The sequence below is a fragment of the Duganella sp. CF517 genome (assembly GCF_900110275.1).
Lineage (GTDB): Bacteria > Pseudomonadota > Gammaproteobacteria > Burkholderiales > Burkholderiaceae_D > Rugamonas.
In genome coordinates this window covers 38,703-51,362 of record NZ_FODC01000008.1, presented here as the reverse complement: position 1 = coordinate 51,362, position 12,660 = coordinate 38,703, and the positions used below count along the sequence as shown (strand labels likewise).

Here is a 12,660-nt window from a genome sequence, read left to right as displayed (position 1 = left end):
CTAGTCTTTGGTCACGCGCAGCAGCTCGGCCTGCGTGGTGACGCCGGCCGCCAGCCAACGCTCGCCGTCGTCGCGCATGGTTTGCATGCCGCTGCCGATGGCGGCCGCCTTCACTTCGGCCTCCGACGCGCGGTTGTGGATCTGGGCGCGGATCTGTTCCGTCGTCTCCAGGAACTCGTAGACGCCGACGCGGCCCTGGTAGCCGGTGTGGCCGCAGTGCTCGCAGCCGACCGCGTGCCACAGCTGGCCGTCGAAGGTCTTGCAGTGGCCGCACAGCTTGCGCACCAGCCGCTGCGCCAGCACGCCCAGCAGCGACGACGACAGCAGGAACGGTTCGATCCCCATGTCGAGCAGCCGGGTGACGGCGGCGGCGGCGTCGTTGGTGTGCAGGGTCGCCAGCACCAGGTGACCGGTCAGCGATGCCTGCACGGCGATCTGCGCCGTTTCCAGGTCGCGGATCTCGCCGATCATGATCACGTCCGGGTCCTGGCGCAGGATCGCGCGCAGCGCCTTGGCGAACGTCATGTCGATGCGCGGGTTGACCTGGGTCTGGCCGACGCCGTTCAAGTCGTACTCGATCGGGTCTTCCACCGTCATGATGTTGGTGGTGGCGGCGTTCAGCAGCGACAGCGCCGCGTACAACGTCGTGGTCTTGCCCGAGCCGGTCGGCCCGGTCACCAGCACGATGCCGTGCGGCTGGTTGATCAAGGAATCGAACTTGGGCAGCATGGTCTCGCTCATGCCCAGGTGGTTCAGGTCGAGGCGGCCCGCCTCCTTGTCGAGCAGACGCAGCACGGCGCGTTCGCCGTGCCCGGTCGGCAAGGTCGAGACGCGCACGTCGACCGGCTTGCCGCCGATGCGCAGGGTGATGCGGCCGTCCTGCGGCAGGCGCTTTTCGGCGATGTCGAGCTGCGCCATGATCTTGATCCGCGAGATCAGCGAGCCGTGGATCGCCTTGCGCGGGCGCACGATGTCGCGCAGCGAACCGTCGACGCGGAAGCGCACCACCGAGGTTTGCTCGAACGGCTCGATGTGGATGTCGGAGGCGCTGTCGCGCAGCGCCTGCGTCAGCAGCGCGTTGATCATGCGGATCACCGGCGCGTCGTCGGACGATTCGAGCAAGTCCTCGATCGCCGGCACGTCCTGCAACAGCTTGGTCAGGTCGAGCTCGGCGTCGAACTCGTCGGCCACCATCGAGGCGTTGCCGCCGGCGCTGGCGTAGGCGGTGGCGATCGCCGTCTCGAGGTCGGCCCGGGTCATACTCTTGAGCTGGATGCGGCCGAAGCGGCGCGACACCTCGGCGATGGCGGCCGGCGCCGTGGCGCCGCACACCATCACGTCGACCGTGTGCTCGGCGGCGTCGCTCTGCTGCGCCAGCACGACGAAGTCGCGGGCGAAGGCGTAAGGTAGAAGATTACTCATCTCGTCGGCTCATCTCACTGCTGGGGTTGCTGCTGCTGTTGTTGCTGCGGCTGCGGCTGCACATTGTCGGCGCGGCCCGGCACGCGCGGAATCGGCGCCGGCGGAATCGGCTTGGCGACGGTGCCGCCGCCGGTCAGCACGCCGTTTTGCAGCGGCGGCAACACCGGCTGGCCCAGATCCTCGACCAGCACGCTTTGCGGCGGCTTGATCGCCTCCTGCGACGAGCGCATGTAGTCGTAGCGGTCGGTCGCCAGGCTGGTGCTCTGCTCCTGGTTGCGGATCACGACCGGGCGCAGGAACACCATCAGGTTGGTCTTCTTGCGGCTGCGCGTCTGGTACTTGAACAGGTTGCCGATGATCGGAATGTCGCCCAGGCCGCGCGTCTTGTCGGTGCTGTCGCCCTCGGTGTCCTCGATCAGCCCGCCGAGCACGATGATCTGGCCGTCGTCGGCGATCACGTTGTTCTCGATCACGCGCTTGTTGATCGTGATGCCGGCGGTGGCGTTCAGGGTCGCCTTGTCCACGCTCGACGTCTCATGGTAGATCGCCAGCTTGATGGTACCGCCTTCGGAAATCTGCGGGCGCACTTTCAACGTCAGGCCCACTTCCTTGCGGTCGATGGTCTGGAACGGATTGCTGTTGGTGCCGGACGTGGTGGTGAACTGGCCGGTCAGGATCGGCACGTTCTGGCCGACCGAGATCGTCGCCAGCTCGTTGTCGAGCGTGATCATGTTCGGCGTCGACAGCACGTTGGCGTTACCGTCGGATTCCAGCGAGCGCGCCAGCAGGCCCAGGCCGAGGCCGCCGGCGACCTGCTTGAACAGGCCCACCGTCAGGCCCGAGCCCGGCAGGGTCGGCGTGGTGGTCGACGACGAGCCGTTGAGCAGGGACAGGGCGACGTTGCCGATGTTGTTGTTGCTGCCGCCGATCGACGACTGTTGCAGGCCGCCCAGGCGGTACTTGCTGTCGGCATTGCCGGTGGCGCCCAGCCATTGCACGCCGAACTCGGAGGCCTTGTCGGACGTTACTTCAACGATCAGCGACTCGATATAGACCTGGGCGCGGCGCACGTCGAGCTGGTCGATGACGGCGCGCAGGTTGCGGTACACCGATTCCGGCGCCGTGATGATCAGCGTGTTGGTGGTGGCGTCGGCCTGGATATAGCCGGCCTGGCCGCCGCCGCCCTGCTGTTGCTGCGAATTGCTGTTGCCGGTCAGCAGGGGATTGGTCGGGCCGCTGCTGCCGCCGCTGGCCGAGCTGCCGCTGCTCTGGCCGCCGAAGCCGCCGGTGTTGCTGCTCTGGCCGCCCATGCCCTGGTTGCCCTGGCCGGTGTTGCCGGTGCCCGTGCCGCCCTGCTGGTTGGTCGACGAGGTGTCGCCCGACACCAGCGCGCGCAAGGTCTGCGCCAGCTTGGTGGCCTCGGCGTTCTTCAGGTAGACCACGTGCACGTTGCCCAGTTCCTGGGTCGGCTGGTCGAGCTTGGCGATCAGCGACTTGGCCAGGTTGGAGCGGGCCGCCGACGGCGCGCGCAGCACCAGCGAGTTGGTGCGCGGATCGGCCAGCACGCTGACCCGGCCGGCGTCGCCGCCGCCGGCGCCCGGCGCGCCGCCGCCGCCGCTCGCGTCCATCAGCTTGTTGACCATCGAGGCCAGGTCGCTGGCGATGGCGTAGCGCACCGGAATCACGTCGAGGTCGGCCACGGCCGGCGCGTCGAGCGCCGAGATGATCTTGGCCAGGCGCTTGAGGTTGTCCGCGTAGTCGGTGATCACCACCGTGTTGTTGCCCGGATTGGCGTTGATGGTGTTGTTGGGCGAGATCAGCGGGCGCAGCACGGTGACGACGTTGCCGGCCGATTCGTAGTTCAGGTGGAAGATCTGGCTGACGATCTGGTCGCCCTTGATCTGCGTCGGCGCCGAGCCGATCTGGGTCGGGCCCGATTGCAGCTTGGCGTCCGCCTCCGGCACCACCTTGGCGTAGCCGTCGCCGCTGACGACGGCGTAACCCTGCAGGCGCAGCGCCGACGTGAGCAGGCTGAACGCCTGCGACTTGCTGATCGATTTTTCCGACACCAGCGTGATCGTGCCCTTGACCCGCGGGTCGATGACGAAGGTGATGTTGGTGTAGTGGCCGACGGCCTTGATCACCGACTCGATGTCGGCGCCGACAAAGTTCAGCGCGGCGTCATCGGCGGCGGCGTTGGCCACGGCCGGCCACAGCAGCCCGGCGGTCGGCACGGCGCCGAGCGCGCAGCACAGCATCGCACCCGCGCTCAGGCGGCGCAGCGCGGGAAGATTGGATTTGCTCACGGACTGTTTTTTCATTGTCTGAACTTTGTATCTAGTGTTGTAACCACGGTTGAAACTAAATATAACTCCGTCGGTGGCGCTTGGCCGATTACGCGCCGCGCGCCAATCCGCCCCACGGAAACCACCTCTAATGCACCTCTAACGCGATGACGTTGCGGTCGCTGCCGGGACGGCGCTGGCCGAGCAAATTCAACAGATTGGCCAGCGTGTCCTCGTGTCCCCTTGCCGCCTCCGCCTGTCCGGAAAACTGCAGGCGGCCGTTATTCAGGTTGCCGCGCCCGCTCAGCAACAGCGGCCCCTTGACGGAATCGAGCGTCAAGGCCGCCTGCTGGCCGCGCCAGTCGAGCGCCAAGGTGTAGCTGCCCAGCGGGCTGACCGGCGCCAGCCGCGACGACATGTCGGTCATCTCCAGCGTGGTGCGGCCGTTGACGGCGATCTGGCGGTCTTGCAGCGCCAGCTCCAGCGCGGTCCACGACAGGCGCATGATGCCGCTCGGCGCCAGCGTGTTGAGCGGCGCGCCCAGTCCGGCCAGGCCCTGCGCCGGCAGCAGCAGCGCCGACGGACTCAATTGCCACTGCGACCAGCTGCCGCGGAACGTCACCGGCTGCGCCAGCGCCTCGCTGTTGTCCAGCCGCAGGTCGACCATGCCGACCAGCGCCAGCGGCGAGATCGTCCAGCTGAAGCGTCCCGGCAGCAACGGCGTGACCGGCCGGTTGCCGCCGGCCGCGCCGCCGATGAAGGCCGAGCCGCGCCACAGCGTACCCTGCGCGTCGCCCAAGGTCAAACGGCCGCCGGTGCGCTGTTCGACGATCGCGCCGAGCCACGTGGCCGGAAAAAACACCGCCAAGGTGACCAGCACGCTGAGCGCGATGGTCAGCAACCATAGCACGGCGCGCTTCATGCATGGCCTTTTTGCGCAAGCCGCACGCTCATCGCGCGCCCTGGCGCAAAGTCAAGGTGGCGTTGACCATGCCGGCCGTGTCCTGGGCCGTGAAATTGGCGTCCTGGACGGCGACGCGGCTTTCGTTGCGCACCGCGTCGAGCCAGACGACGATGCCGGCGAAGGCCACGTTGTTGAGCTGCACCTTGGCGTACTCGCCGGTGATGTTGACCGACTGCGCCGTCAGGCCGCGCGCGGCCAGGCCGGCCGTCAGGCTGTCGCGCGTCATCGGCGTCGGCTCGATGGTGTTCTGGCCGCGCAGCGCGGCCGCCTCCAGCGCCATCGCCTGCAACTCGGCGGCCTGCTGGCGCAGCACCGGCAACTCCTTGCTCAGCTTCTCGCGGCCCTCGAGCGCCGGCGACAGCAGCACGCCGTAGAACAGGCCCAGCGCGACCACCACGCCGCCGATGGCCAGCAGGCGGCGCTCCTGCTCGGTGCGCGCCAGCCAGAAGGCCGACGCCCGGGCGCGGTAGTCCTGTATCGTTTGATCGAGTTTGCTCATGCCGTTGCGCTCATGGTTCTGTTCATCGTGGTGCTCATGGGGATGCTCATGGCGGTTCTCATGGTTTCGCCGCGCCGGTGCTGGCGACGCGGATTTGCCAGGTGCCGGGATTGGCTTCCGTCAATTCCAGCCTGCGGGCCTGCAACGCGCCGCGGATTTGCGTCATCGCGGCGGCGTCGACGGTATTGGGTTTGACCTTCGCCTGCAGAGTGCGTTCCCTATAATCGAGGCTGGCGATCACATCGCGCGTGGGCAACACGCTCAGCGCCTCGGCCAGGTTGGCGCTCATGGCGATGAAGCCGTCGGGCGCGGCCTGGCCGTCGTCGGCCTTGGCCAGCGAAATGTTCTTGCGCATTTGCGCCACCGGATCGAGGATCACGGTTTCCTTCGGATAGGCCGCCTTGAAGGTTTGCATCATCGCCAGGCGCACGTCGTTGGCTTCGCGCTTGAGCCGCATCCATTCGACGTTGAGCCCGACCACGTTGACCAGCACCGCCAGCGCGGCGATGCGCAGCGGCCAGCGCCAGCGTTGCCATTCGCGCGCCGAGGCGCCGGCCGCGCCCAGCGCCGGCGCCAGGTCCAACCCGGCCGAGCGCGACGCCGCCACCCAATGCTGCCAGTGGTCCTCGGCCAGGCTGATGCCGTGCGGCGCGTTGGCGGCGTCGGCCATCAGCGGCTCGAACTGCTTCAATTGCTCCTGCGACAGGTACAACGTGACCGGCTCGTCGCCGGCCATCGCGCGCAAGGTGTGCAGCGCCGCCACCGGCTCGCCCGGCAGCGCCAGGCCCATGCCGTCGTATTGCGAGCGGCGCAGGATCAATTCGTAGCCGGCGTCGCCCAGGCTCAGCGCGGCCGAGACCGACCCCGGCTGGAACGGCAGGCACAGCTGCATCGGCAGCACCGAGACGCTGTGCGCGCCCTGCGCCAGCAGCGCCTTGACCAGCACCTCCAGCCAGGCGCGCTGCACCACGGCGACGGTGCGCACGCCGTCGGCGTCGGCCGCGCCGGCGGCCAGCACGCAGTCGGCCGTGTCGCCCAGCACTTGTTCCTCGACCAGCGCCGGCAGCGCCGCCTTCAGGCGCGCGGCCGACAGCGGCGGCGCCTTGACGCGCAGCAGGGTCGCGTCGGAGGCGGCCAGCATCAGCACCACCTTGCGCGAGGCGGCGATCAGCTCGCCCAGGTTGCCCAGCGGCGACGTGCCCTGCCGCTCCAGATGGCCGCCGTCGCCGACCAGCGCGAACGGGCAGGTCTGGGCGGCGCCGCTGTCGACGCTGGCCTTGGCCGGATAGCGGATAAATAATGTACTCAAAGGGTCTCGCTTTCGTTGATCGCTCTATATCGCTGCTTTAGTTTTCCCGTATCCACACCACCGTCGTCAGGCCGGTCGGCGCCCGCGACAGCAGCGACACCGTGTCCAGCGCCGCCCGGTCCAGCTTGACCCGGCTGAAGGCCAGGAAATAGTCGCTGCGGACGGCCACATCGACCGCCGTTATGCGCTGCGCCGCGCCCATCTGCGGCTGCTTCGTGAAATCCGCCATATCCCGATAATAAGCGCCCTTGCGGGTGTTGACCATGGCCGCCGCGTCGCCCAGCGACATGCCCGGCACCAACGCCGCGATCAGCTCGGGCGGTGCGGTGTTCACATTGACCCTGGTCGGCTGCGGCAGCACGATGACGAACTCGCGCAGCCGCTCGATCGCCTGCGGCGTGAAGCCGCTGACCGACAGCAAATCCTCGAGCCGGACGAAGCCCATCGGCTCGACGCTGCCCGACATCGGCACCGTGCCCGCCGGCGCCGGTGGCGTACCGCCGGCCGGTGTGCCGCCGGCCGGCGGCGCGCTCTGCACCGGTTGCGTCATCGCCACCTGCATCGCCACCTGCTGCGCCAGATTCGGGTCTAATTGCAGATTTGTCAATAGACGTTGCAGCACGCCGATCTGCAACTTGTCCGGAACCCGGGCGGCGGCCAGGTTGGCGAGATTGTAGCGCGACTGCGCGTCGACAATCTTGCCCGACAGGGTGGCGTTGAAATCCTCGCCCTCCTGGCGCTCGCGCTCGACGTAATCGTCCAGCCGGGTCTCTTCCAGCGGCGTCGACCAGATGCCGTTGAGGCGCGTGAAGGTCGACGAATCGAGGAAGTCCTGGAACAGGATCAGCCGGCTCAAGTCCAGCGCGCCGCGCACGATCCAGCGCGTTTGCAGTTGCAGCCGCTGGTTTTCCATCGAGCGCACCTGCACCTGCTGCTGCCAGAACAGGCTGGTGACGATGGTCACGGCCAGTGTCGTCAGCAGCAGCGCCGTGATGACCGCCACGCCGCGCTGGCGCGCCGGTGCGCGGTGTCGGCGCGGCGGCCGCCTCACAGCGCCCCCAGCAGGAAGGATTTGACCATCGGCACGTCCTGTCCCTGCAAGGCCAGCGACACTTCCAGCCCGGTCGGCGCGTTGCCGGTGCCGCCCGTCGTCATCCCGGCCGCCGGCCGCCATTCGGTGTTGATCCAGTAGCGCGCGCCCATCGACACCACGTCCGACTGCAGCGCCACGCTGGCGGCGGTGTCGGTGTCGTTGAGCGCCGCCTGCCACAGCGCGTCCAGTTGCAGCAGGTCGCGCGTGGCGTTCGATTCGCGCCGCGTCAGCACGCCGTCGCGCACGCGGTAGGCCACCACTTGCAGCCGGGTCGGCTCGTTTTCCGTCATCACCACGCGCACGAAGGTCAGCCGGTCGTTGTCGGCCAGCATGTAGGGCCGGTTGTTCACCAAGGTGGCCGTGGCCAGGCTGGCGCAATCGCTCTGCAACTGCGCGAACGCCAGTTGCAGGCCGCGCGTCTGCTCCATCTTGGCCGTCAGCGACTCGCGCGAGCGGATGATGCCGTCCAGGCCGCGCCAGCCGAGCACGGCGACGATGGCCAGGATGGAGATGGCCACCAGCAATTCGATCAGCGTGAAGCCGCCACGGCGCCGTGCATGGACGCGGCTCATGAGTTCAGCACCAGTTGGACCAGCTTGATGATGCGGCGTTCCGGATTGGCCTGGTCGTAGACGCTGACCTCGACCCGGCGGAAGCGCGGATTCGGGCTGGCGATGACTTCCTCCTGGCACATCAGTTTCATGTCGCCCTGCGGACATTCGAAGGTTTGCTTGCCGACCGCCGGAAACGCCTTGGACAGGCGCAGCTGCACCAACCGGTTCTCGGCCGACCAGGTCGCCATCATGGCGGCGCGCAGGCCGTTGCTGTTCTGGGTCAGGCTGCCGACCGCGCGCAGCGAGGCGCCCAGCGCGGTGCCGACGATGACCAGCGCCACCAGCACTTCGAGCAGCGTGAAGCCTTGATTGTCGCGAGGGGATCGGCGCATCTTGTGCATCTTGTGTTCGCTCAGTCCACCGTGAAATGGCCGATGCCGTCGGCGCGGATGGCGACGCTGCCGCCGCCGCCGGTCATGGTCAGCACGAACGGCTTGTCGACCGGTTCGCGGCCGAAGATGATGCGCAGGTTGTTGTCGTTCTGGACGTTGGACGGCGGATCGAGCATCAGCGTCACCGGCCCCTGCTTGAACTCGCGCTCGCGCAGCAGGTCGTCCTGCACCGCCAAGTCCCATTGCTTGTCGTTGCGGATCAGGAAGCGGTAGCCGTCCGGCCCGGCCTCGAAGGCGATCTGGCGGTTGCGCACGATCGCCTCGTCGCGCGCCAGTTGCAGCAGCAGCGCGACGCGTTGCGCGTCCTGCTGCAGCGCCTGCTTCTGGCCGGGCATCGCGCTAAGCGAGACGATGCCCAGCGTGATGCCCAGGATGACCATCACCACCAGCAACTCGATGAGTGTGAAGCCTCTCGGCGTCCAGCCTCGGCTCGGCCGGCGCGCGGCGCGCATGATGGGCGATCTCCGTGCGGTCAGTTTTCCCAGGAGCCGATGTCGGCGTCGTCGCCGGTGCCGCCCGGGGCGCCGTCGGCGCCCAGCGAGTACACATCGATCTCGCCCTTGATGCCCGGCGACAGGAACTGGTACGGCGCGCCCCAGGGGTCCTTCGGCATCTTTTCCAGGTAGCCGCCGGTCTTCCAGCCGTTGGCGGCCGGGCCGCTGGTCGGCTTGGTCAGCAGCGCCTGCAGGCCCTGCTCGGTGGTCGGATAGCGCTGGTTGTCCAGCTTGTACAGCTTGAGGGCCTGCATGACGGTGGCGATGTCGACCTTGGCGGCGGCCACTTTCGATTCACCGGTGCGGCTCAGCAGCTTGGGCACGACCAGCGCCGCCAGCACACCCATGATGACCACCACCACCATGATTTCGATCAGCGTGAAACCGCGCGCGGCGCGACGTTGAGGTGTTGCTTTTTTCATAATTTACTACCAAATTAAAGTGAGTGCAGAGTATAAGGCCGAAACGGCGGTCCCAGAGCAAGCGCAGGCGTGATTTTTGCGCCCCGGGGCTTAAACGGGCCTTAACAATCGGCGCTTTTCACCCGGTTTGACCCGCTTGTCATCGTCACGTCATGGCATTGTCATGCGGTTGTCATACCGGGCCTTTTCAGGGGCCCGGCGGCCGCGGCGTCAATCGTGTTTGCGCGCGCTCGCCTCGATGCGGTTGCGGGCGCCGTCGTTGCCGCCGCCGGCCTCGGCCACGGCGGCGGCGGTCTTGGCCACCGTCGGCGCGTCCTTGACGAACGGGGCGATGCCGAGCGCCGTGTCGATCTCGCCAGGGTAGATCACATACCCGCGCGTGATCACCGCCGACACCTTGCGCACGTCCTTGATGTCCTTGGTCGGGTCGCCGTCCACCAGCACCAGGTCGGCCAGCTTGCCCGGCGTGATGCTGCCGCGATCGTTGCTGGTGCGGGTGTAGCGGGCGCCGTTGCGCGTGGCCACCTGCAGCGCCTGGGCCGGCGTCAAGCCGGCCTTGACCAGCAGCGCCAGCTCCGAATGCAAGGTGAAGCCGGCGATGTCGTCGGTGCCGGCGACGATCGGCACGCCGGCGCGGTACATGACGCCGACGAAGTCGACCATCTTGCCGTAGGATTTCTCGTAGCGCTTGAGCTGCTCGGCGCCGTCGATCTTCATCGAGCCGACCGAGAAGCCGCGCGCCACGTCCGGCGGCATGTTGGCGGCGAAGTCGGCGTACGGCTCGTTGACATCGCCGTCGCGCTGCTTGAGGAAGGCGAACGCCGACATCGTCGGGTCGATGGCGATTTGTTTCTTGGCCAGCTGGGCGACGAAGTCCTTGACCGGCTTGGAATTGAAATCGAGATCGGCCACCTTCTCGGCCGGCAGCACGAAGCGGTTGAGGTTGCGCGTTTCGGTGTCCGGCTTGACGAAGAAGTTCAGCAGCACCTGGTTGATGTGCTGGATCTCGTCGTAGCCGGCGTCGAGCGCCTGCTGCGCGCGCAGGCCGGCCGGCACGTGGCCGGAGACGCGCATGCCGCGCGTGTGGGCGTAGGCGACGGTGTCCTTCAGGATGTCTTTCGGGAACGAGTTGTAGATCTTGAGCTGCGGATAGCCGCGCTGCGCGTACCAGTCGATCGCGTCCTTGGCGCCCTGCAAATCCTTGACGACGAAGCCGCCATTGGCGCTGTACTGGCTCTCGCCCTCGAGGAAGCCGGCCGGCACCACTTGCGGGCCGAGCAGCCTGCCGTCGGTGGTCTCGTCGAGCATCGCCTGCATCTGGGCGTTGTCGTTGCCCATGTCGCGCACGCTGGTGACGCCGGCCGAGATGTTGAGCGCGCCGGACCAGCGGTCGACGTGGCCGTGCATGTCGAACAGGCCCGGCAGCACGATGCGGCCGCCGGCGTCGATGGTGTTGGCGGCGTCGCGCGCCGGCGAGCCGGCCGGCTGCACCGACGTGATGCGCCCGCGCAGGATGTAGATATCGGACGGCGCGCCGACGGTGGCTTTCTCGCTGTCGAACACGCGCGCGTTCTTGACCAGCGTCAGGCCCGGCAGCGGATGCTGCAATTTGGTGGCGACATCGGCCAGCATCTTGCTTTCGGCCGCTTTCTGGCGCTTGGCCAGTTCCGGGATGGCGTTCTGCCAGCCCTCCTCCAGCGCGTTCATGAAGCCGGGAATGATGACCGCGAACAGGCGCGGCTTGGCGCCGGTGGTGGCCCACATGAACGACGGCGACAGGCCGATGCCGGTTTGCGCCAGCAGTTGCACGGTTTGCTTCTGGCCGGCGGCGCTGGTGATCTCCAGCGAGTCCAGCCTGGTCTGCGACAAGGTGCCCGACGGTAGCAGCGGCAGCTTGTTGTCCGGCGCGGCGGCCAGCGCCGTGATGGCGGTGGAGATGACCTCGAAGGAACTGTTCAGCGGCACATAGGCGGCCGGACCGGCGACGGTTTTCTTGCCCTGCTCCGACGTCGATTTCCACTCGGCCTGGTCGCCCTTGCGCGCGAAGCGCTCGTCGACCACGGCGCCGAAGGTGGAATTGCCCTTGACCGCGTATTCGGTCATGGTGCCGTCCGCGCCGACGCGGAATTGCTCGCTCAGCTCGGGACCGCGGCCGTTGTTCTTGTAGATGAACCGCACCCTGGTCAGGCCGTCGTCCTGCTGCTCGACCACCTGCTCGCCCATCTGCTTGCCGCTTTCGGTGTAGATCAGATACTTGGTGGTGCTGGCGGCCTGCGCGCCGAAGGCGGCGGCCAAGGCCAGCGGAAGTACGGCGAGTCGTTTCGTCAGCAAGGTCTTCTCCTGGAGGTGGTGGTTTTGGCGGATGCTACGTTGTATTTTTCGCTATCATTTTACCTGCGCCGCACACCGGGCAGGCGTCATTTCTCCCGACGCCGATACTGGTCCATTCCATGTTCAGGCCGTCGAGCATCAGCAGCCGCCCGGCCAGCGACCTGCCCACGCCCATCAGCAGCTTGAGCGCCTCGGCCGCCTGCATGGCGCCGACCACGCCCACCAGCGGCGCGAACACGCCCATGGTGGAACAGGCGACGTCCTCGAACCGCTGATCCTGCGGGAACAGGCATGAATAGCAGGGGTTGGCTGCGTTGCGCGGGTCGAACACGCTGATCTGGCCGTCGAAACGGATCACCGCGCCGGACACCAGCGGCTTGCCAAACGCCACGCAGGCGCGGTTGACGGCGTGGCGGGTGGCGAAGTTGTCGGTGCAGTCGAGCACGACGTCGGCGTCGGCCACCAGTTCGGCCAGGCGGGCGTCGTCGGCCCGCTCGGCGAGCGCGCCGACGACGATGCCGGGATTAATCTGCTGCAAGGAGATGCGCGCCGAGGCGGCCTTGGGCTGCCCGACCCGCGCCGTGGTGTGGGCGATCTGGCGTTGCAGGTTGGTCAGGTCGACGGTGTCGTCGTCGACCAGGGTGATGTGGCCGACGCCGGCCGACGCCAGGTACAGCGCCGCCGGCGAGCCGAGGCCGCCGGCGCCGATCACCAGCGCGTGCGCGGCCAGCAGCTTTTGCTGGCCTTCGATGCCGATTTCGTCGAGCAGGATGTGGCGCGAGTAGCGCAGTAGTTGCGAATCGTCCATGGTCTCAACCGGCGGCCGGGCCGCCAT

12 protein-coding genes are annotated in these 12,660 nt (G+C 67.6%); all 12 read right to left on the bottom strand.

The window, feature by feature from the left end; translation table 11 throughout:
• Positions 1-1,422 (bottom strand): type II secretion system ATPase GspE, encoded by a 1,422-nt coding sequence (gene gspE, locus BMX85_RS25720; RefSeq protein ID WP_090325571.1) that lies wholly within the window; start codon positions 1,420-1,422, stop codon positions 1-3.
• 14 nt (positions 1,423-1,436) lie between these two features.
• Entirely contained in the window at positions 1,437-3,743 is a 2,307-nt protein-coding gene (gspD, locus tag BMX85_RS25715; protein ID WP_090325569.1) for a type II secretion system secretin GspD, read from the bottom strand.
• A gap of 112 nt (positions 3,744-3,855) precedes the next feature.
• A complete protein-coding gene (locus BMX85_RS25710) occupies positions 3,856-4,629 on the bottom strand; it encodes a type II secretion system protein N (protein WP_090325566.1) in 774 nt (257 codons plus the stop codon).
• A 28-nt stretch (positions 4,630-4,657) separates the two neighbouring features.
• A complete protein-coding gene (gene gspM / locus BMX85_RS25705) occupies positions 4,658-5,170 on the bottom strand; it encodes a type II secretion system protein GspM (RefSeq protein WP_090325564.1) in 513 nt (170 codons plus the stop codon).
• Positions 5,171-5,228: 58 nt separating this feature from the next.
• Positions 5,229-6,479 carry a type II secretion system protein GspL gene (gene gspL, locus BMX85_RS25700; protein ID WP_090325562.1) on the bottom strand — a complete coding sequence of 417 codons (1,251 nt, stop codon included), beginning with the start codon at positions 6,477-6,479 and terminating at the stop codon, positions 5,229-5,231.
• A gap of 37 nt (positions 6,480-6,516) precedes the next feature.
• A complete protein-coding gene (gspK, locus tag BMX85_RS25695; RefSeq protein WP_229210668.1) occupies positions 6,517-7,482 on the bottom strand; it encodes a type II secretion system minor pseudopilin GspK in 966 nt (321 codons plus the stop codon).
• Positions 7,483-7,526: 44 nt separating this feature from the next.
• Positions 7,527-8,144, bottom strand: coding sequence for a PulJ/GspJ family protein (locus tag BMX85_RS25690; RefSeq protein ID WP_090325558.1), 618 nt, complete (start codon positions 8,142-8,144; stop codon positions 7,527-7,529).
• A complete protein-coding gene (gene gspI, locus BMX85_RS25685; RefSeq protein ID WP_090326088.1) occupies positions 8,141-8,518 on the bottom strand; it encodes a type II secretion system minor pseudopilin GspI in 378 nt (125 codons plus the stop codon). Before gspI ends, BMX85_RS25690 begins: the two co-directional genes overlap by 4 nt.
• Before the next feature lie 20 nt (positions 8,519-8,538).
• Positions 8,539-9,030, bottom strand: coding sequence for a type II secretion system minor pseudopilin GspH (gene gspH, locus BMX85_RS25680; protein WP_090325557.1), 492 nt, complete (start codon positions 9,028-9,030; stop codon positions 8,539-8,541).
• Between the two features lie 20 nt (positions 9,031-9,050).
• Positions 9,051-9,494, bottom strand: coding sequence for a type II secretion system major pseudopilin GspG (gene gspG, locus BMX85_RS25675; RefSeq protein WP_090325555.1), 444 nt, complete (start codon positions 9,492-9,494; stop codon positions 9,051-9,053).
• 210 nt (positions 9,495-9,704) lie between these two features.
• Positions 9,705-11,825, bottom strand: coding sequence for an amidohydrolase family protein (locus BMX85_RS25670; RefSeq protein ID WP_229210667.1), 2,121 nt, complete (start codon positions 11,823-11,825; stop codon positions 9,705-9,707).
• Between the two features lie 34 nt (positions 11,826-11,859).
• Positions 11,860-12,633 (bottom strand): HesA/MoeB/ThiF family protein, encoded by a 774-nt coding sequence (locus BMX85_RS25665; protein ID WP_090325553.1) that lies wholly within the window; start codon positions 12,631-12,633, stop codon positions 11,860-11,862.
• Positions 12,634-12,660: the final 27 nt, after the last annotated feature.

Coding starts and splice junctions, on each gene's coding strand:
- gspE (WP_090325571.1), bottom strand. CDS start 1,422: ATGAGTAATCTTCTACCTTACGCCTTCGCCCGCGACTTCGTCGTGCTG.
- gspD (WP_090325569.1), bottom strand. CDS start 3,743: ATGAAAAAACAGTCCGTGAGCAAATCCAATCTTCCCGCGCTGCGCCGC.
- BMX85_RS25710 (WP_090325566.1), bottom strand. CDS start 4,629: ATGAAGCGCGCCGTGCTATGGTTGCTGACCATCGCGCTCAGCGTGCTG.
- gspM (WP_090325564.1), bottom strand. CDS start 5,170: ATGAGCAAACTCGATCAAACGATACAGGACTACCGCGCCCGGGCGTCG.
- BMX85_RS25690 (WP_090325558.1), bottom strand. CDS start 8,144: ATGAGCCGCGTCCATGCACGGCGCCGTGGCGGCTTCACGCTGATCGAA.
- gspI (WP_090326088.1), bottom strand. CDS start 8,518: ATGCGCCGATCCCCTCGCGACAATCAAGGCTTCACGCTGCTCGAAGTG.
- gspH (WP_090325557.1), bottom strand. CDS start 9,030: ATGCGCGCCGCGCGCCGGCCGAGCCGAGGCTGGACGCCGAGAGGCTTC.
- gspG (WP_090325555.1), bottom strand. CDS start 9,494: ATGAAAAAAGCAACACCTCAACGTCGCGCCGCGCGCGGTTTCACGCTG.
- BMX85_RS25665 (WP_090325553.1), bottom strand. CDS start 12,633: ATGGACGATTCGCAACTACTGCGCTACTCGCGCCACATCCTGCTCGAC.